The sequence below is a fragment of the Amycolatopsis sp. NPDC041971 genome, from assembly GCF_055588925.1.
The window spans coordinates 145,138-164,402 of sequence record NZ_JBVJCE010000007.1; the positions used below are offsets into that span (position 1 = coordinate 145,138).

The window sequence follows — 19,265 nt, forward strand, 5'->3', positions numbered from 1 at the left end:
ACCCCCCCCCCTCCCCCCCCTCTCCGCCTCTCTCTCCCCCCCCCCCCCCCCCCCCCCCCCCCCCCCCCCCCCACCCCCCCCCCCCCCCCCCGGGGTCAGGGCGCGCCAAAACCGGCCTTCGCGAGTTCCTTCTTGCCTTCCTCGCCGAGGACGAAGTCCCTGAACAGCCTGGCGAGGTCGGGCTGCGAAGCGTCCTTCACCACCGCGATCGGGTAGTCGTTGATCGCGCCCGCCGCCTCCGGGAAGTCCACTTTGTCCACGTTCGCGGCCGCCGAGGTCGCGTCGGTGACATAGACGAGCCCGGCGTCGGCGTCTCCTGACCGCACCTTCGCGAGCACCGACTTGACGTCCTGCTCCTCGCTCGACGGCTTGAGCGTGACCCCGGACGTCTGCTGGACCTTCTTCGCCGCCGCCCCGCACGGCACCTGCGGCGCGCAGACGACCACGGTCTGCCCGTCCTTCGCGAGATCCGCCAGGCCCTTGACGCCCTTGGGATTGCCCTTGCCGACCGCGATGGCGAGCCGGTTGGTGGCGAACACCGACGGCTGCCCGTCGATCACGTCGCCCTTGGCGGCCTTGTCCATATTGGCCTGGTCGGCGGAAGCGAACACGTCCGCCTTCGCACCCTGGGTCAGCTTCTGGACCAGAGCCGAGGAGCCCTCGAAGCCGAACTTCACGGTCACCCCGGAGTTCCGTTCCTCGAACTGCTTGCCGAGCGCCCCGAACGACTCGGTCAGTGACGCCGCCGCGAACACGGTCAGCGTCCTCGACTCGACGGTCGCGGTGACGGGCCCGTCCGAACCACAGGCCGTCGCGGCCAGCGCCAGCGCGAGCAGGACGGGGGCGAGCTTCCTCATCGGCTTCCTTCCGGGGTTTCGATCACGACGGTGGTCGCCTTGACGACGGCGACCGCGAGCACCCCCGGCCGCAGGCCGAGTTCGCGGACGGCTTCGGCGCTCATCAGCGAGACCACGCGATGCGGGCCGCACTGCAGCTCGACCTGTGCCATCACCTTGTCCGTGAGCACCTCGGTGACGAGCCCGACGAACCGGTTCCGCGCGGAGCGGCCGACGCTCGAAGGATCCTCGGGCTGTTCGGCCTGCGCCTTGGCGAACGCGGCGAGTTCGGCGCCCTCGACGACCTTGCGGCCCGCCGAGTCGTCGAAGGCGGTCAACTGGCCCGCGCGCACCCACCGGCGGACGGTGTCATCGCTGACGCCGAGCAGGCGAGCGGCCTCAGACAACCGGAATTGCGGCATGTCTGGCAGGTTACTTCCGCAGATGCGGAAAAGCCATGCGCGCGAGGAATTGCCGGGGGCTTCCCTGCCGAGATGGGCGAACCGGCCCGATTCCTCCGCCGAGAGCGGATATTTCGCCATCCGGAAAACCCTTCGGCGGAGAAACCAGGCCACCCGGCGATTCGGTACGAATGCATTCCAGACAGTCGGTTTCTCCCACTTCAGGGTTAGTCTGGTGGTAATGACAGCAGTCGATCTCGGGTTTCCCCGTGTCCCCGGTACACGCGGTGGCCCAACCGTGCCCAGGCCGGACAGTCCCGCTCTGATCGATACCTTCGGCCGGGTGGCGACCGACCTGCGGGTGTCGCTCACCGACAAGTGCAATCTGCGCTGCACCTACTGCATGCCCGCCGAAGGGCTCGAGTGGATGCCGAGCGCCGACGTGCTGACCGACGACGAACTCGTGTTCCTGCTGCGGATCGCCGTCGAGCGGCTCGGCGTCACCGACATCCGGCTCACCGGCGGCGAACCGCTCCTGCGCCAGGGCCTGGAGCATATCGTCGAGCGGGTCGCGGCACTCGAACCGAGGCCGCGGCTTTCCATGACCACCAACGGGATCGGGCTCGCGAAGCGCGCGAAGTCGCTCGCCGACGCCGGCCTGGACCGGATCAACGTCTCGCTGGACACCGTCGACCGCGCGCTGTTCGAGACGATCACGCGCCGCGACAGGCTTTCGCACGTGCTCGCCGGCATGGCCGCCGCGCGAGAGGCCGGGCTGGACCCGGTGAAGGTCAACGCGGTGCTGATGCGCGGGCTGAACGAGGACCAGGCCGTGCCGTTGCTGAAGTTCTGCCTCGCCGAGGGCTACCACCTGCGGTTCATCGAGCAGATGCCGCTGGACGCGCAGCACGGCTGGAACCGGGCCGACATGATCACCGCCGAGGAGATCCTCGGCATGCTCGGCGAGGAGTTCTCGCTGTCGCCGTTCCCCGCCGCGCGGGGCGGGGCGCCCGCCGAACGCTGGCTGGTCGACGGCGGGCCGGGCGACGTCGGCGTGATCGCGTCGGTGACCCGCCCCTTCTGCGCCGCCTGCGAGCGGACCCGGCTGACCGCGGACGGCGCGGTGCGCTCGTGCCTGTTCAGCAACGACGAGACCGACCTACGCGCCCTCGTGCGCGCGGGCGCGCGCGAAGAAGAGGTAGCGGATGCCTGGCGGGCGACCATGTGGGGCAAGCTCGCCGGGCACGAGATCAACGAGGCCGGGTTCGCGCAGCCGATCCGGCCGATGAGCGCGATCGGCGGCTGAGATGGTGACCATCGTGGTGCGGTACTTCGCCTCGGCTCGCGCGGCCGCCCGCCTCGACGAGGAGAAGGTGACCCTGCCCGACGGCGCCCGCGTCGCCGACGCCGTCGCCCACTTGCGTGAACTTCACCCGGAGAAGCTCGCGAAGCTGCTCGATGCCGTCTCGTACCTGCTGGACGGCGTCGCCGTGCGGGATCTCACGCGGCCGCTGACCGAGGGCGCCGAACTGGACGTCCTGCCGCCGTTCGCGGGCGGCTGACCTGCGGAAACGCGGGAAAACGACAGCAAAGGTCCCTTGCTCCCCCGCGAGCCGTTCCAGGGCCTTTGACCTGTGGTCCGTCCGGAATTCACCGGCCGGTCGCCGAAGCCGCCGAGGATGCGCCAGTGATCACTCCCCGCCGCGTCCTCGCCGCGCTGCTCGCCGCGGTCGCCGCCACGAGCCTCGCGACCGCCCCCGCCTCGGCCCATGAGCGCGGCGTCCGGCCGCTGCCGCAGGCGCACAGCCACAACGACTACGAGCACACGCGTCCGCTGCAGGACGCGCTCGATCAGGGCTTCACGAGCGTCGAGGCCGACATCTACCTGGTGGGCGGGCAGTTGCTGGTCGCGCACGACCTCGCCGACACCCGCCCGGATCGCACCCTCGAGTCGCTCTACCTGGAGCCGCTGCGCAAGCGCGTCCTGGCCAACCACGGCGTCGGCGTCTACCGGCAACGTGCGGGGTTCCAGTTGCTGATCGACGTCAAGGGGGACGCGAACAGCACGTACGCGGCGCTGGAGAAGCGGCTGTACGACCCGCGCTACTCCTTCCTCTTCTCTCTGTACGCGTTCGGGCACGTACGGAAGCGAGCCGTCACCGCCGTGATCTCCGGCGGGCGGCCGAAGGACGTGATGCTCGGGCAGAAGGTCCGGCTCGCCTTCTACGACGGCCGGATCAAGGACCAGAACGACCTCGGCGTCGGCTCGGACCCTCGGCTGACCCCGCTGGTCTCGGACTCCTGGACCGGGCTGTTCACCTGGACCGGCAACGGCCCTTTCCCCGTCGAAGAGCGCGCAAAACTGCACGACTTGGTTAATCGAGCCCACGCGGCGGGCCAGCGGGTGCGCTTCTGGGCGACGCCGGACACCGCCGGTCCCGCACGCGCGGCGTTGTGGAAAGAGCTGGTCGCCGCCGGGGTCGACCACCTGAATACGGACGACCTGCCTGGGCTGGCGGACTTCCTGAGGTCTCGCTAAAGTGCGCGGCCCACTAGCGCCCGAAGGCGCACGAATGGTCCAGTCATCCCTTAATCCACGTGATGCAAGCCTCACGATCCGTGAATTATCTCGGCCAGGAAACGGTCCGGTAACGGCCCGCTGACCTGCGCAAACAGCCGAATCGTTATGGGTTGCGTGCTGTTACTGTGACGTAGGTCACAGCTCGAATAATTTCCGATCCGGCCGTTCGTTACGTACCGTCGCTTTTCGGTTGGCCCCGACCGACCACGCAACACCGGGAACCCGTAGCGCCAAGCCCTGTCCAACGGATTCCCGGACCCAACCCCGAGCGAAAGCATTTCCGGACAGGGGCGAGGGGACCGAGCCGACGCGTCGTGCGTCAGGCGAAGTCAGCCGGCCTGAGACGGCCGGCCAGGACCCGCGAGTCCTTCCCTCAGCACAGACTCGTAGGCGCAGGAAGCGAGATGTACTCACATGTCTTACCGAGGCAAGCACCGCAAGATGTCCGCCGCCACCCGTCACATCGCCCGCGTCGCCATTGCGGGCGTCGCGGTCGGCGCCCCCCTCGCCATCGCCGCGACCCCCGCGTCGGCGACCAACTGGGACGCCATCGCGCAGTGCGAGAGCAGCGGCAACTGGAACACCAACACCGGCAACGGCTACTATGGTGGTCTGCAGTTCTCGCAGAGCACCTGGCGCGCCTACGGTGGCACCGGCAGCGCGCACAACGCGTCGCGTGAGCAGCAGATCGCCGTCGCCGAGCGGGTCCTCCAGGGCCAGGGCATCGGCGCGTGGCCGCACTGTGGCAAGAAGGCCGGCTCCGGCTCCGCCAGCCCCGCCAAGGCCAAGTCGACCGCCCCGAAGGCCATCAAGAAGGTGACCCCGAAGAAGTCGACCGCGCCGGTCACCAAGCAGCAGGCCCCGGCCCCTGCCCCGGCCGCCGCCAATGTCGCGAACTCCAACCCGGCGGGTGACTACACCGTCGTGGCCGGCGACACGCTGTCCAAGATCGCCTCCAAGTTCGACGTTCAGGGCGGCTTCCAGAAGCTGCAGCAGCTGAACAAGGACTACGTGCCGAACGCCGACTTCATCGTCGTCGGTCAGAAGCTCGCCACCAAGTGAGTTCTTGAGCACGGGTAAGTCGTGATGCCCGCGGGATTCCCCGCGCGGCCACGTCACGACTGACAAGGCCCCACCGCGCCATTCCCCCGGCGGTGGGGCTTTGTCGTGTCCGGGGCCGGAGCACGCGGCCGCCTTGTGCCGCTACGGCGAGTTGACCCACTCGTCGCTGCCGTCGGAGAAGTGCTGGTGCTTCCACACCGGCAGCCGCGCCTTGACCTCGTCGACCAGCTCCGAGCAGGCCGCGAAGGCCTGGCCCCGATGCTCGGCCGCCACGGCGCAGGCCAGCGCGACGTCCCCGATGGCCAGCGCGCCCAGCCGGTGACTGACGGCGACCGCGCGCACGCCCGCCCACTTTCCCGAGAGGTCCGAGACGACCTCCGCGAGCACCTCGGCGGCACTGGGGTGGCCTTCATAGGCGAGCCGTTCCACCGAACGCCCGCCGTCGTGGTCCCGCACGACCCCGCCGAAGGTGACGACGGCGCCCGCGGCGACGTCGTCCACCAGCCGGGCGTGTTCCTCGACCGAAAGCGGCTCGTCGACCACCGCGATCCGTGCGACCCGAACGCTCACTGCTGTGCCTCCCGTGGGTGGTCGCCGCCCGCCAGCTGGTCGACGGCGTGGTCGAGGATCCCGTCCAGTACGCCCAGGCCGTCCTTCACGCCGCCGCGTGAGCCGGGCAGGTTCACCACCAGGGTCCGTCCGGCGACGCCGGCGATCCCGCGCGAGAGCACGGCCGTGGGCACCTTGGGCAGTCCGGCTGCCCGGATCGCGTCCGCGACGCCGGGGAGTTCGTAGTCGAGGACGGCGCGGGTGACGTCCGGGGTGCGGTCCGTCGGCGAGATGCCGGTGCCACCGGTCGTCACGATCACCTGGACCCCGGCCGCGACGGCGTCCCGCAACGCCTCGCCGACCGGCTCCCCGTCCTCGACGACCACGGGCTCGGGCACGGCCCAGCCGCGTGCCGCGAGCCAGTCCGTGATGACCGGACCGGTCGTGTCCTCGTAGACGCCCCTCGCGGCGCGATTCGACGCCACGATCACCCTCGCGACGCGCTTCACGGCCGCTCCCAAGTCCCGGTCTTGCCGCCGTCCTTGCGGATCAGGCGGACATCGTCGAGGGTCGCCGCGGGATCGACGGCCTTGATCATGTCGTGCACGGTCAGCCCGGCGACGGCGACGGCGGTCAGCGCCTCCATCTCGACGCCGGTCCGGTCGTCCGTCTTCGCGGTCGCGGTGATGTGCACGGCGGTCTCGTCGAGGGTGAACTCGACCTTCACCCCGGACAGCGCGATCTGGTGGCACAGCGGAATCAGCTCGGGCACCTTCTTCGCGCCCATGATGCCCGCGATCCGGGCGGTCGCGAGGGCATCGCCCTTGGGGAGCCCGTCCGTCGCCAGCAGGCCGAGCACCTCGGCCGTGGTGTGCACGGTGCCGCCCGCCAGCGCGGTGCGGGCGGTGGGCGTCTTGCCGGAAACGTCGACCATACGGGCGGCGCCCGTATGGTCGACGTGGCTGAGTTCACTCACGCCCAGCAGGCTAGTCCTCAGAACATCCGCTGCTTCGAGCGAACCTCGTCGAGGGCCTTCTCGCGTTCCTGCCGCTGCTCCGGCGTCATCGAGGCGAAGAGCCCGCCCTTGTCCGCGGCGCAGGCCGTGTCGCGCGCGGGGCGCTCGCCTTCCACGAAGAACCGGTTGACGGCGTTGTTGCCGCAAGCGTTCTCGTCGCTCAGCCAGACCCCGTGCCCGCCCTCGTCCACGGTCACGATCCGCGCCCGGTCACCGAGGGCGCGGCGCATCTCCCTGGCACCGCTGAGCGGGGTCGCCGGGTCACGCAGGTTCTGCACCATCAGGATGTTCGACGGTCCCCGGTCGCCGATCCGCACCGGCGGCTCGATCGGCTCGGACGGCCAGTACGCGCAGGCCCAGATGTTCGCCCCGGCCGCGCCGAACATCGGGTACTTCACCCGGTCCTTCGCGACGTTGCGCTGGTAGGTCGCGACATCCTCCGGCCAGTTCCCGTCGTTGCAGACCACGTGCAACTGCCCGGACAGCACCTGCGCCACGTCGATCGGCGTCGTCTCGGCGGCCTGCTTCAAGACGCCTTCGCCGTCGAGCCCCTGCCACTGCTGTGCGAGCACCGGGAAAGACCTGGTCGAGTAGAGCGCGCCGAACGTGCCCATCCGGAACGCCGCGCCGTCCACGCCCGGGACCGCGCCGCCGTCGAGCTTGGCGGCGAGTTCGTGGAACTTCGCCGTCACCTGCTGCGGAGTACGGCCCAGCCCATAACTGGCGTGCCGCGCCGCCGCCCATTTCGCGAAGTCCGGGAAGCGGTCCTCGAACCCCTCCGCCAGGCGACGCGAGGTGACCGGATCAAGGCCGCCCGAGCCGGTGACGCTGTCGATCACGACGCGATCGGTCTGCCGCGGGAACAGCGTCGAGTACACGGCTCCGAGGTAGCTGCCGTACGAGACGCCGTAGTACGAGAGCTTCTTCTCGCCGAGGGCTTCCCGGATACGGTCCATGTCGCGGGCGGTGTTGGCCGTGGTGATGTACGGCAGGTTCGCGGCGGTCTTCGACTCACCGCACTGCTTCGCGATACCGGCCACGTACGCCGCCCGCTCGGCCACCGCCGCCGCGTCACGCGCGTACGGCGGGACGTTGCTCACCTGCTGCTCGGGCTTGAGATCGCAGGTGACCGGCGTGCTGCGCCCGATCCCGCGCGGGTCGAACCCGATGACGTCGTACGCGTCGAGCACACTCGACGGCATGCCTGCCGCCCGTAACGCGGCGGGCATGGACTGCCCGGGCCCGCCGGGGCCGCCCGGGTTCGTCAGCATGATCCCGCGCCGCTTCGCCGGCTTGGTGCTGGCGAGTTTCGAAACGGCGATGTCGATGGTCTGCCCGCCCGGGTTCCGGTAGTCGAGCGGAACCCGCAAGGTGCCGCATTCGACCCCCGGCGCGACCACGTCCTCCGGACACGGCCCCCAGCGCACCGACGAGACCGCGGCGGACGCCGTGGCCGGTACGAGTACCGCCACCGTCGCCGCCGCGGCCGTGAGTGTCCCGATCCTGCTCAGGACAGAGCGTTTCATCCCCAACCCCCGTCATGATCGACTTCCTGGTCGGAATCGAGCCTATGAGCGGGCCGGGTGTGGAGTCGTCACCCTGAAGTCGGCCACGAGGTCGGCCTCAGTGATGACGAGGACTCCGAATGGAGCAAGGGAGATTTGCCATCACTTCCGGCGAACGGGTCTCCCCGAGGGCGCCCCGTGCCCGACGGAGACTTCAGCGCTCGGCGGATTTCACAGCCTTCGCCGCTTTCTTCACCGCGTCCGCCACGGCGGGGGCGACGGCGCTGTCGAACACGCTCGGCACGATGAACGAAGCGTTCAGCTTGCCGTTGTCCACGACGTCCGCGATGGCGTCGGCGGCCGCGAGGAGCATCGAGTCGTCGATCTGGTGCGCCTGCGCGTCGAGCAGACCGCGGAAGACACCGGGGAACGCGAGCACGTTGTTGATCTGGTTCGGGAAGTCGCTGCGGCCGGTGGCGACCACGGCGGCGTGCTGCTGCGCTTCCAGCGGGTCGATCTCCGGGTCCGGGTTGGCCAGCGCGAACACGACGGCGTCGGACTTCATGGTCGCGACCTGCTCGGCCCCGAAGAGGTTCGGCGCGGAAACGCCGATGAACACGTCGGCGCCGACGAGCGCCTCGTGCAGCGTGCCCGTCTGCTGCTCGGAGTTCGTGTGTTCGGCGATCCAGGTCAGGTTCTCGTCGAGGTTGCCGCGCGCGGAGTGCACGATGCCGTCGATGTCGGCGGCCACGATGTCACCCGGGTTCTTGTGCAGCAGCAGGCGGATGATCGCCGAGCCCGCCGCGCCGACGCCGCTGATGACGATCTTGCAGTCTTCGATGTTCTTCCCGACCACGCGCAGGGCGTTGCGCAGCGCGGCGACCACGACGATCGCGGTGCCGTGCTGGTCGTCGTGGAACACCGGGATGTCGAGCTGTTCACGCAGGCGCTTCTCGATCTCGAAGCAGCGTGGCGCGGCGATGTCCTCGAGGTTGATGCCCGCATAGACCGGCGCGAGCGCCTTCGCGATCATGATGATCTCTTCGGTGTCCTGGGTGTCCAGGCAGACCGGCCACGCGTCGACGTCGGCGAACTTCTTGAACAGCGCCGCCTTGCCCTCCATCACCGGGAGCGCGGCGGCCGGGCCGATGTTGCCGAGGCCCAGTACCGCGGAGCCGTCGGTGAGCACCGCGACGGTGTTGCGCTTGATGGTCAGGCGGCGCGCGTCCTCGGGGTTCGCCGCGATCGCCTGGCAGACGCGGGCGACGCCCGGCGTGTACGCGCGGGAGAGGTCGTCACGGTTGCGGAGCGCGACCTTGGGGGTGACCTCGATCTTGCCGCCGAGGTGGATCAGGAACGTCCGGTCGGAGACCTTGCGCACGCGCACGCCCGGCAGCGAGTCCAGGGTCTGCGTGATGTCCTGCGCGTGGTTCTCCGACAGGGCGTTGGCGCTGATGTCGACCACGATCGACTCGGGGTGCGACTCGACGACGTCGAACGCGGTCAGCACACCACCGGCCCGGCCGACGGCGGTCGTCAGATCACCCGCCGCGGTGGACGACGCAGGGGCCTCCACCCGGACGGTGATCGAATACCCGGGACCGGGAACCGGCATGGCACTACCCCCGCTGAGGAAAACTCGAATAGGTCGATCGAAAACCTACTCCCGTGACGATCGCCACGGCCCCTCGCCGGGGTAACCCGCGAGTAGCTTTTCTACCGGTTGATCTCGGTCTCGGGGTGCACGTAAGGCACGCTCTCGAGCGGGAAGGCCACGTCGCCGAACGGGGACAGCGCGCCCTGCCGATCGGACGCGAGCTCGGTGACGGGGTGCTCCCCGTCTTCACCGGGCCACGTGGGGTCGATGCCCGCGCGCTTCTTGTTCTCGCCCTTCGCCACAACGTCCTCCAGAGCATGGTCAAGCCGTTATCACGGGACAGTCTGCCCGAACGCGGCTGGCGGGCAACCACCCGCCCGGTATCCTGGTCTTCTATGCCCGCGCCATCCCTGGCGGACTGGCTGCGCCAGGAGTCCGACGACGCCCTCGCCGCACTGCTGCGCACGCGTCGCGACCTGTCCACGCCGCCCCCGTCCGACACCATCGTGCTCGCCACCCGGGCCGGCACGCCGGGCTCCGTCGCGCGTGCTTGCGAAGACCTCGACACCTTCACCCTCGCCGTCCTCGACGCTCTCCTGCTGGCCGGAGCGGACACCGATCCGGTCACCGCGGCCGAGGTCACGCGGCTCGTGGGCACCGAGATCGGCGAGCCGCTGGCGCTGTTGCGCAAGCGGGCACTGGTCTGGGGCGAGGACGCCGCGCTGCGCGTCCCGCCGTCGGCCCGCGACGCGCTCGGTCCCTTCCCCGCCGGGCTCGGCTCGTCGTCGCCCTCGCTCGCCGGAACGGACGTCGAGACCGCGCTCGCGGAGGTCGGCGAGGACGAACGAGCCCTCCTGACGACGCTGGCCGCCGGGCCGCCGATCGGCCGCACCCGCGACGCGGCGGCCGACGTCCCGCTGGAGCGGGCGCGGAACCCGGTCCAGCGCCTGCTCGCGCGCGGCCTGCTGCTGCGCCGGGACGACCAGACCGTCGAGCTGCCGCGTGAGATCGGGATCGCGCTGCGCGGCGGGTCGGTGTTCGACCCGGCGTCGCTGCGCGAACCGGAACTCCCCACGCATCCGCATCAGTCGTCCACAGTGGACACGACGGCGGCAGGCGAGGCGATGGAGTTCTTGCGCCAGACCGAAAGCATGCTTCGCGCGTGGTCGGAGACGCCGCCGCCGGTGCTGAAGTCCGGCGGGCTCGGGGTCCGCGAGCTGAAGAAGCTCGCCAAGGATCTCGACGTCGACGAGACACGGGTGACCCTCCTCGCGGAGATCGCGGTCGGCGCCGGACTGGTGGCCGACAGCGAAGCGACCACTCCGGAATGGGTACCGACGACGCTCACGGATTCGTGGCTCGCGTCGCCGACCGCGCAGCGCTGGATGACGATCGCGCAGGCTTGGCTCGAGCTGCCCCGGCTGCCCGGTCTCGCCGGCGGGCGGGACGCGAAGGACAAGCCGATCGCGCCGCTGTCGGAGGATTTGCGCCGTCCGCTGGCGCCCACGTCGCGGCGACGGATCCTTCTCGCCCTGGCCGCGCTTCCCGAGGGCGCGGGGGTGAAGAGCACCGGCGAACTGGTCGCCGCGCTCGCCTGGCGCGCGCCGCGGCGGGGCGGGCGGCTGCGGGACGAAACCGTGCGCTGGACGATGGCCGAGGGGGCGGCGCTCGGCCTGATCGGGCTCGGCGGGCTCACCACGGCGACCCGGGCGCTGCTGGCCGAGGACCGGCCCGCCGCGGTCGAGGCGATGATCGACGCGCTGCCGCGTCCGGTGGACCACGTCCTGGTCCAGGCCGATCTGACGGTGGTCGCGCCGGGTCCGCTGGAGGCCGAACTCGCGGCCGAGATGACCGCCGTCGCCGACATCGAATCCTCCGGGCACGCGACCGTCTACCGGATCACCGAGACGTCCGTGCGGCGTGCGCTCGACACCGGGCGGACCGCGGGCGAACTGCACCGGCTGTTCACGACGCGGTCGGCGACGCCGGTGCCCCAATCGCTGAGCTATCTGATCGACGACGTCGCCCGGCGGCACGGGCGGCTGCGCGGCGGGGCCGCCGAATCGTTCTTGCGCTGCGACGACGCGTCGCTGCTCGCCGAGGTCATGGGCAGCCCGGTCGCGACGGAGTACGGCTTGCGCATGATCGCGCCGACAGTGCTCATCAGCGCGTACCCGCTCGCCGAAGTCCTCGACGCTCTCCGCGCCGCCGGGTTCGCTCCGGCCGCCGAAGGCCCCGACGGACGCGTCATGGACATCAGGCCTTCCGGGCGTCGCCTGCCCGCGAAGGCACGTGCCGCGCGTCGGTCCCCCGGAGAGCCTGCCGGGCTGACCGACGACCAGGTCGGCAAGATCGTCGCGCACGTCCGGGCCGGTGACGCCGCTTCGGCGCGCCGCCGGGGCGAGACGGTGCGCGCGCCGCAGGGAGGCGGCGCCGGGGACACGTCCGCGACGCTGGCGTTGCTGTCCCAGGCGACCATGGAGCGCCGCGAAGTGTGGATCGGCTTCGTCGACTCACGCGGGACGGCGAGCCAGCGGGTGGTGCGGCCGCTGCGGGTCGGCGGCGGGGTCCTCGAAGGGACCGACCACGAGCGCTACCCGCTGCACCGGATCACCTCGGCCGCCCTCGTCGAGGACTGACTGCCCGACCGGGCTTTCAGAGGGTGCGAAGGCCTTGAAGCACGCGCTCCATGAAACCGCGCGAAGAGGCATCGCCGAGGATCAGCTCCGTCTGGTGGATCAGCACCAGACCGGCGTCCGCCATGTCGCCGACGAGTACCTTCACCACGCCCAGCGGCAGCCGCAGATGCGCGGCGATCTCCGCGATCGACCGGGTGTCCAGGCAGAGGTCGCAGATCTGCCGGTGTTCGGGGGTCCGCACGCCGCGGTACCGGCGGCCGTCGTCGCTGGTCGACACCAGCGCCTCCAGCGCGAGGTCGTGCGCGGTGCGGGTGCGCCCGCCGGTGCGGGTGTAGGGCCGGACCCGCGAGCCCGGCGACGGCGGCATGTAGACCGAAGCGGGCGCGACGTCGTCGGCGGTGACGCGCGGCGGCGGCGGTTGGCGGATCGGCGAAGGCATCGACGCCGGGGCGGGGGCCGGCGCGGGCGGGCGTCGCGGCATGACCGTGCTGATCGAGCTCAGCTCGAAGCGGCTCGGGGAGTCGAAGGCCTCGCGTTCGGTGCCCTGATAGAGAGAGTCCCAGCCGGAGGGCTCCGGTTCGGTGAATCCGGTGATCTTCATCGGCGCTTACCCACGTACGCCGCCCTGCAGCTGCGCGCGCAGCTCGGGCGTGATCTGCTGGCCGACCCGCTCGACGAGCAGGGTCATTTCGTAGGCCACGGTGCCGATGTCACAGGTCGGCGCGGCCAGCACGGCGAGTGACGAGCCGTCGGCGACCGACATGAGGAAGAGGTAGCCGCGTTCCATCTCGACGACGGTCTGGTTGACCCCTCCCGCGTCGAAGCAGCGGGCGGCGCCGGCGGTGAGGCTGATCAGTCCGGAGGCGACCGCGGACAGCTGTTCGGCCCGCTCCTGTGGCAGCCCTTCCGACGGCGCGAGGAGAAGTCCGTCCGCCGAGACCAGCACGGCGTGCGCGGCACCGGGAACCCGGCGCGCGAAATCCGTGATGAGCCAGCCGAACGAGCTCTGCTGTCCGGATGCCGTCACAAGTCCCTCCTCGCTGCGTCAAGACCACCTGGGCGGTGTGGTCCGGGCGGCTCTCCCCGACCAGCACCGATCCCGGTACCGGCGGGGGTGAAAGACGCCTCCACCCAGCGTATTCGTCCCGCCGATCGTGTCGAGCCCGCCACCCGGCCGCTCGCGTTGACCGAACGTGAACGTCCAGCCGCTCACCGCGTCGACCTATCGCGAACCACGCATTCGTGGGTCACCCCGTGGTGACCGGCCGCGACCAGGCGTGAATCGGTGTCCACGCAGGTCATCGGCATTTCGATCACCCGATCGGGCGCCGTCGGCACCGGATCGCGTGAAGGGATCGCCCCGCGCCCGATTCGGTTGACGGCACCACTCCCCGAAGCGGGTGAAGCCTGCCGAGTTCACTCCAACGGCCGCATCCGCTTCGGGTTTTTCGCCTGTTTTCTATCCCGCGCGCAACGCCGAATCGTGTGCGATGGCGTGCTGCACGACCGAGATCAACACCTGCTTGGCGGACTCACGTTCCCGGGCGTCACAGGCCATGATCGGCACGGACGGCGAGATCGTCAGCGCGTGCCGGACGTCCTCGATCTGGTGGTGCAGCAGTCGGTCGAAGCAGTTGATCGCCACGACGTACGGCAGCTTCCGGTTCTCGAAGAAGTCGATCGACGGGAACGCGTCGGCGAGCCGCCGCGTGTCGACCAGCACGACGGCACCGATGGCACCGACCGCGAGGTCGTCCCACATGAACCAGAACCGGTGCTGGCCCGGCGTACCGAACACATACAGCACCAGATCCGAGTCCAGCGAAATCCGGCCGAAGTCCATGGCCACGGTCGTCGTCGACTTGTTCGGGGTGGCCGAATTGTCGTCGACGCCGGTACTGGCCTCGGTCATCATGGCCTCGGTGGTCAGCGGATCGATCTCCGAAACCGCTCCGACCAGCGTGGTCTTCCCCGAGCCGAATCCGCCAGCGACCACGATCTTGGCCGACGAAGTCGGTCCGGTCACCTGCGGCGCATTCGCGTCGGAGTCAAATTCTCCGAAGCCCACTGAGCACCCTCTCCATGAACTCGATACTGGGCCGGTCACCCACGTTCTGGCTGGCAGTGTGCACCAGGACCAGGCCGAGGCCGGCCACGTCTCCGATCAGCACCCGGACCACGCCGAGCGGCAGGCGCAACAGCGCCGCGACTTCGGCGACGGACCGGGTGTCCAGGCAAAGGTCGCAGATCGACCGGTGTTCGGGGACGCGTACCCGGTCGAGCACACGTCCCTGTTCGCTGGTCGAGATCAACGCCTCGATGGCAAGGTCGTACGTCGGCTTGGTCCGTCCCCGCGTGCGGAAGTACGGCCGGACCAGGCCGGATGATTCGACGTCGGTGGTGTACTGCTCGTCGACGTACTCGTTCTGTGCCTGCTGCGGCAGTGCCGCGGCGAGCGGGTCCGCGGCGGCGGCCGCGGCCGCCCGGCGTTCCTCCTCCTTGTCGAAGGAGAACTTGGCGAACTCGCCGGAATCGTAGAGCGGACCGCTGCCACCACCGAACAGTTCGGCCCCAGGGCCGCCGAGCAGGCGTTCCCGGTAGTCCGTGACGCTGAAATCGGCGGGTCCGCCTCCCGCGTTCGAATCGGTCAGCCAGCGGGAGGCCTCGTCCGGGGGCACGGGGTCGTTGTCCGACCCCTGTGCCCGCCGCGATCGCCATTCGCGGTCGACCCGGTCCCGGAAGGACGTCCAGTCCTCTCGGCCGTCGTCACGTTCCGACCACCCGCCGGAGAAGTCGTCACCGAGCCGGCCATCGCCCCTCAAGCGCCCGTCGTCCACGGCATTCTCCTCGGTTCCCGGTCGCTCAGCGGCGGACCGACGCGCCCTGCAGTTGCGCGCGCATCTCCGGTGTCAGCTGTTGCCCCACCCGTTCCACCAACAGGGTCATCTCGTAGACGACCAGGCCGATGTCACTCTCCGGCGACCCGAGGACCGCCAGACAGGAACCGTCGGACACCGACATCAGGAAGAGGAAGCCGTTGGCCATCTCGACCACCGTCTGCGCGACCGTGCCGCCTTCGAACACCTTCGCCGCACCGCGCGCCAGGCTCGTGAGCCCCGACGAGACCGCGGCCAGCTGATCGGCCCTGTCCTTGGGCAGTCCCTTCGAGGACGCCAGCAGCAAACCGTCCGCCGACACCACCACGGCATGCGCCGCGCCCGGGACCCGGTGCACGAAATCCGTGATCAGCCAGGCAAAGCTGCTCGTGTGTCCTTTACCCTGCGCCTGGCCGCCAGGCTGCGCCGGACCACCCGGCTGCATCGCACCCGCCCGTGTCACTGTCACTCCTTACTGCTGTCATCGGCGGAGGAACCTCCACCGGTCACCGGAACGCCGTTGTCATCCAGCGCGTCGATCGGGCGTTCCTTCAACGCGTGCCGTCCCGACTTGTAGCCCTGCTGGAAGCTTGCCATCCGACTCCTCGCCGCCGTCGCCGAGCGGGCGATCGCACCCGTTCCCGGCATTCCGGAGGTCTTGTCGGCGAACGAGTCTTCCTTCTTGGGCTCGTTCCCGCCGATCGAGCCGGGGACGAGGTACTGGTTCGGCACCCGTTTGGGCAGGCCCGCCGGGGTGATCTCGTCGTTCCGGTCTTCGTACAGGACCTGGGCCGCCTGCCAGCCGTCGTCCGACGCGCTGCGCCAGCCATTGTCTCCGAGCACGGACTCCGGCGGAACACTGCGAGGGGTCCGAGTGGGCAATGCCTCTTCGGAAACGCTCTCGGGTACGGGTTCCGCCGTATCGGAGCCGTCGTCGCGGGTCCGCTCGGGCAGGTCGGACTCGACCGGCTCCGTGTAGGTGGTCGGGGTGTCGCCGCCGGCTTCGTCGCCTTCGCTGAACCACCGCGAAAGCACCGACTGGTAGATCGGCAGCCGCCGGGTGGGCACGTCGTCGTCGAGCGCCGACTTACCGGAGCCGGAAGACTCCCCGGACTCCTCGTACCTGTTCGGCGTTTCGACCGGGGTGTACTTCGGCTCCCGCTTCGGCAGCACCAGCGACGCGAACTGGGTCTCGGTGCCGCTGGAGGCACCGTCGCCGTTCGGCGGCGAGATGTCCTCGGCCGTCGGCCACGCGGGGGTGTCGTCGGCGGGGGCCGCTGGGCTGAGGAACGGTCCGGCCGCGTTCTTGCCCGCGACCAGGTCGTCGAGGCTGATCGGCTGGTCGAGCGGGACGAGCCCGCCCTGTTGCGCGATCGGCTGCGAAGTCGGGGGCTTCGACGGCGGCGGCGGCGTCATCTCCAGGCCGCGGTCGGAAGCGGGGATGTTCGGCAGCGAAGTCGACATCTCCGACGCCGACGGCATCGAAGGCATCGACGTTTCCGAGCGGTTCGGCGGCGGGGGGTTCCGTACGCCGGGCCGGATGTGCGTGAGCAGCTCGGCGGGCACGACGACCCGCGCGATCACGCCGCCCTCGATGTCCTCGTTCTCCCGCAGCCGGACCTCGATGCCGTGGCGGCGCGCCAGGCGCGCGACCACGTACAGGCCCATCCGCCGGGTCACCGAGACGTCCAGGTCCGGCGGTTCGGCCAGGCGCTGGTTGACCTCGGCGAGCCGCTCCTCGGTCATGCCGACACCGTGGTCGGTGACCTGGATGGCGAGCGCCTTCTTGCGGGTGATCACCGCGCGGACGGTCACCTTCGTCTCCGGCTCGGAGAAGTAGGTGGCGTTGTCCAGCAGTTCCGCGAGCACGTGCACGAGGTCGTGGATCGTCAGGCCCTGGACGGCGACCTCGGGGACGATCCCGATCTCGATCCGGGCGTACTGCTCGATCTCCGACACCGCGGCGCCGATGACGTCGGCGGCGGGCACCGGCTTGGGAACGGACTTCGCGAGACCGGCGCCCGAGAGCACCAGGAGGCTTTCACCGTTGCGGCGCAGCCGCGTGGCGAGGTGGTCGAGTTCGAACAGGCTGGCCAGGTGGTCCGGGTCCTGCTCGTCGGCCTCGAGCCGGTCGATCACGCCGAGCTGGCGTTCCACCAGCCGCTGCGACCGGCGGGACAGGTTCACGAAGATGCCGTTGACGTTCTCGCGCAGGAGGGCCTGTTCGGCGGCCATCTTGACGGCCTGTGCGTGGACGACGTCGAACGACCGCGCCACTTCACCGATCTCGTCACGGGAAGTGACGGGCACCGGCTCGACCGACCGCTTCGAGGCGTTGACCGGGTCCGGGTCGTCCAGGATGGCTTGCACGGTTTCCGGCAACCGTGTGTAGGCGACGTCGAGCGCCGTCTTCCGCAGCACCCGCAGCGGGCGCAGCATCAGGCGGGCGATGACGAGCATCAGGAACAGCGCCGCGAGCAGGGCCAGCAGCACGATCGCGCCGCCGATCCAGGCCGAGTTGATCGCGTCGGTGGCCAGTTCGTCGGCCTGTGCCCGCAGCTGGCCGAGCAGATTGGTCTCGACCGCGCGCAGTTTGTCCAGCGCGACGCGGCTGTCGTTGCCGAGCGCGACGTTGTCGATCGACGGCGGCTCGTTCTGCTGGTGCAGCGAGAACGCCATCGTGGTGATCCGGCGGCGGTCGTCGACCTCCGGACCGGAGAAGGTGTCCGAGTAGAGCTGCCGCTGTTCGGGGCTGGCGTTGGCGAGGAAGGCCGCCGTCGAGGCGTCGCCACTCGCGGCCGCCGAACGGGCCTGGTCGAACAGGTCGCCGGGGAACGAGGAACGGAAGGAGGCGATCAGCAGCGCCGCGTCACCGCGGGCGATGAACTCCTTGCTCTCACTGACCGCCTGCACGGTGACGCCGAGCCGGAGCACGTCGCGGTTGGCCACCGCGGTGGTCACCTCGCGACCGAGCTGGACCAGTGAGTCGAGGATGCCGGAGTAGGCGATGAGGACCGGGGTGTCGCTCAGCAGCGAAGTGTTCATCGCGCCGCGCAGCGGGCGCAGGGCGTCGAGCCGCTGGAGACCACGCGAGTAGCGGTCCCTCGTGTCCTGATCGTCCGGGTTGATCTGGTTCGCCGAAGCCCGGAGGTCGTCGACGGCGCGGTCGACCTTGGCGACCTGCGAGTCGAGACCGGCTTGGCGCGACGGGTCATCGGAGGCGATATTGGCGACGGCGAGCGCGCGTTCGCTCTGCAGCTCGTGCACCACGAGCGTGATCTTGTCGGCGAACGCGACCTGATCGGCCGTGTCCTGGAACCTCGCCGCCTCGCTGCTGTCGTCGATCACGCGCAGCGTGCCGAGCGCGAGCGCGGTCAGCGTCGGGATGATCAGAACGGCCGCGAGCTTCGATCGCAGACGCCAGTGACGCAGGCCCAGGAACGACCCGGCCTTCCCGCCAGGACCGTCTCCGGTATCCCGCGCAGGGGCCCCTCCCACCCCCGCGGTGTCTTCGTTCGGCACCGCCGCACCACCATCATCTTCATCCGGGCCGGGAAAGCCCATTTTGGACATGCCGTTCTCGAACTGGCCGTACTGCTGCTGTCTGGGTCGGTTGTCGGAGACCACTACCCGCACACTCCCGTCACCCGGGAGGGGCGCGCACGGCGTGCGTGTCCACTCCTGGAAATGAGGAAGTCTTCTTTGCCGCAGTCTCTCAAGTGCACTTGACCGAAACCCTGCCTGACGCCATTGGTCTATTCGGCCCAACCCGCCAGTGCGCGGGCACGCACCAGTGAAGCACGGACGTGTTCAACGTGTTTGACACAGAGTGCCTTGCACCTCGGGAAAGGTCCAGAGCGTTCGGCCATCCAAGGCACTCTCTTTCACTACATCAGTGGTCCACACCTCACTACCGGTGCATGAGGGTAGCGAACGGGCGGGCCAGATGTAACCCTTCGGTCAAGACGTGCAAGAAGACCCCGGACGGGTCTTGACCCGTTGGCGCTCAGTTGTCAACAAGTCCCCGGCACGAACACGCCCAGTTGTGTTCACTTCTGACAAACAACCTGTTCGGGTGATCGTCACTAGTTGGGATCATCGGATGACCACCCATTGTGAGCAGTGTGCCTGTTCTCTACAGTGAGCCCGTGACTCGACAAAGAGTCACTTCCGAATTCCACATCAGGCCACGTCGTCACGTGTC

17 protein-coding genes and 1 pseudogene are annotated in these 19,265 nt (G+C 69.7%); 5 read left to right on the forward strand and 13 right to left on the reverse strand.

Translation table 11 applies throughout. From position 1 onward, the window contains the following. Positions 1 to 95: 95 nt before the first annotated feature. Both modA and ACZ6DT_RS16615 read right to left on the reverse strand, forming a co-directional pair. A complete protein-coding gene (modA, locus tag ACZ6DT_RS16610; RefSeq protein WP_465595180.1) occupies positions 96 to 857 on the reverse strand; it encodes a molybdate ABC transporter substrate-binding protein in 762 nt (253 codons plus the stop codon). After that, positions 854 to 1,258 carry a TOBE domain-containing protein gene (locus tag ACZ6DT_RS16615; RefSeq protein WP_465595183.1) on the reverse strand — a complete coding sequence of 135 codons (405 nt, stop codon included), beginning with the start codon at positions 1,256 to 1,258 and terminating at the stop codon, positions 854 to 856. The genes modA and ACZ6DT_RS16615 overlap by 4 nt, the downstream gene beginning before the upstream one ends. A 220-nt stretch (positions 1,259 to 1,478) precedes the next feature. On the opposite strand from ACZ6DT_RS16615, the gene moaA reads away from it, so the two are divergent. The 4 genes from moaA to ACZ6DT_RS16635 all read left to right on the forward strand — a co-directional run bounded on the left by moaA (position 1,479) and on the right by ACZ6DT_RS16635 (position 4,880). Beyond that, entirely contained in the window at positions 1,479 to 2,543 is a 1,065-nt protein-coding gene (gene moaA, locus ACZ6DT_RS16620) for a GTP 3',8-cyclase MoaA (RefSeq protein ID WP_465595186.1), read from the forward strand. A 1-nt stretch (position 2,544) separates the two neighbouring features. Next, positions 2,545 to 2,799 (forward strand): MoaD/ThiS family protein, encoded by a 255-nt coding sequence (locus ACZ6DT_RS16625; protein ID WP_465595190.1) that lies wholly within the window; start codon positions 2,545 to 2,547, stop codon positions 2,797 to 2,799. Between the two features lie 125 nt (positions 2,800 to 2,924). Further along, positions 2,925 to 3,776 carry a phosphatidylinositol-specific phospholipase C/glycerophosphodiester phosphodiesterase family protein gene (locus tag ACZ6DT_RS16630; protein WP_465595193.1) on the forward strand — a complete coding sequence of 284 codons (852 nt, stop codon included), beginning with the start codon at positions 2,925 to 2,927 and terminating at the stop codon, positions 3,774 to 3,776. 456 nt (positions 3,777 to 4,232) lie between these two features. Beyond that, positions 4,233 to 4,880, forward strand: coding sequence for a transglycosylase family protein (locus tag ACZ6DT_RS16635; protein ID WP_465595195.1), 648 nt, complete (start codon positions 4,233 to 4,235; stop codon positions 4,878 to 4,880). Between the two features lie 141 nt (positions 4,881 to 5,021). Here the strand turns inward: ACZ6DT_RS16635 and ACZ6DT_RS16640 are convergent. The 5 genes and pseudogenes from ACZ6DT_RS16640 to ACZ6DT_RS16660 form a co-directional block, all read right to left on the reverse strand. Next, positions 5,022 to 5,938, reverse strand: a pseudogene (locus ACZ6DT_RS16640) (molybdenum cofactor biosynthesis protein MoaE). Beyond that, entirely contained in the window at positions 5,935 to 6,405 is a 471-nt protein-coding gene (gene moaC / locus ACZ6DT_RS16645) for a cyclic pyranopterin monophosphate synthase MoaC (protein ID WP_465595198.1), read from the reverse strand. Before moaC ends, ACZ6DT_RS16640 begins: the two are co-directional and overlap by 4 nt. A 17-nt stretch (positions 6,406 to 6,422) precedes the next feature. Further along, positions 6,423 to 7,970 carry an alpha/beta hydrolase gene (locus ACZ6DT_RS16650; RefSeq protein ID WP_465595201.1) on the reverse strand — a complete coding sequence of 516 codons (1,548 nt, stop codon included), beginning with the start codon at positions 7,968 to 7,970 and terminating at the stop codon, positions 6,423 to 6,425. A 193-nt stretch (positions 7,971 to 8,163) separates the two neighbouring features. Then, positions 8,164 to 9,564: an NAD-dependent malic enzyme gene (locus tag ACZ6DT_RS16655; protein ID WP_465595204.1), complete on the reverse strand. Its 1,401-nt coding sequence runs from the start codon at positions 9,562 to 9,564 to the stop codon at positions 8,164 to 8,166. Positions 9,565 to 9,665: 101 nt separating this feature from the next. Further along, positions 9,666 to 9,848 carry a hypothetical protein gene (locus ACZ6DT_RS16660; protein ID WP_465595207.1) on the reverse strand — a complete coding sequence of 61 codons (183 nt, stop codon included), beginning with the start codon at positions 9,846 to 9,848 and terminating at the stop codon, positions 9,666 to 9,668. A 93-nt stretch (positions 9,849 to 9,941) separates the two neighbouring features. Here ACZ6DT_RS16660 and ACZ6DT_RS16665 point away from each other — a divergent pair, with 93 nt between their 5' ends. After that, entirely contained in the window at positions 9,942 to 12,185 is a 2,244-nt protein-coding gene (locus ACZ6DT_RS16665; protein ID WP_465595210.1) for a helicase-associated domain-containing protein, read from the forward strand. A gap of 16 nt (positions 12,186 to 12,201) precedes the next feature. On the opposite strand, the gene ACZ6DT_RS16670 is transcribed toward ACZ6DT_RS16665, so the two are convergent. The 6 genes from ACZ6DT_RS16670 to ACZ6DT_RS16695 all read right to left on the reverse strand — a co-directional run bounded on the left by ACZ6DT_RS16670 (position 12,202) and on the right by ACZ6DT_RS16695 (position 18,634). After that, positions 12,202 to 12,786, reverse strand: a complete 585-nt coding sequence (locus tag ACZ6DT_RS16670) for a DUF742 domain-containing protein (protein ID WP_465595213.1) — start codon at positions 12,784 to 12,786, stop codon at positions 12,202 to 12,204. A gap of 6 nt (positions 12,787 to 12,792) precedes the next feature. Further along, positions 12,793 to 13,212, reverse strand: a complete 420-nt coding sequence (locus ACZ6DT_RS16675; protein ID WP_038507851.1) for a roadblock/LC7 domain-containing protein — start codon at positions 13,210 to 13,212, stop codon at positions 12,793 to 12,795. Between the two features lie 432 nt (positions 13,213 to 13,644). Beyond that, complete coding sequence (locus ACZ6DT_RS16680) at positions 13,645 to 14,253, reverse strand: GTP-binding protein (protein WP_007033392.1); 609 nt, start codon at positions 14,251 to 14,253, stop codon at positions 13,645 to 13,647. Beyond that, a complete protein-coding gene (locus tag ACZ6DT_RS16685) occupies positions 14,234 to 15,022 on the reverse strand; it encodes a DUF742 domain-containing protein (protein WP_465595216.1) in 789 nt (262 codons plus the stop codon). Before ACZ6DT_RS16685 ends, ACZ6DT_RS16680 begins: the two co-directional genes overlap by 20 nt. Before the next feature lie 25 nt (positions 15,023 to 15,047). Further along, positions 15,048 to 15,506, reverse strand: coding sequence for a roadblock/LC7 domain-containing protein (locus ACZ6DT_RS16690; protein WP_414941680.1), 459 nt, complete (start codon positions 15,504 to 15,506; stop codon positions 15,048 to 15,050). 20 nt (positions 15,507 to 15,526) lie between these two features. Next, entirely contained in the window at positions 15,527 to 18,634 is a 3,108-nt protein-coding gene (locus ACZ6DT_RS16695; RefSeq protein ID WP_465595695.1) for a sensor histidine kinase, read from the reverse strand. Positions 18,635 to 19,265: the final 631 nt, after the last annotated feature.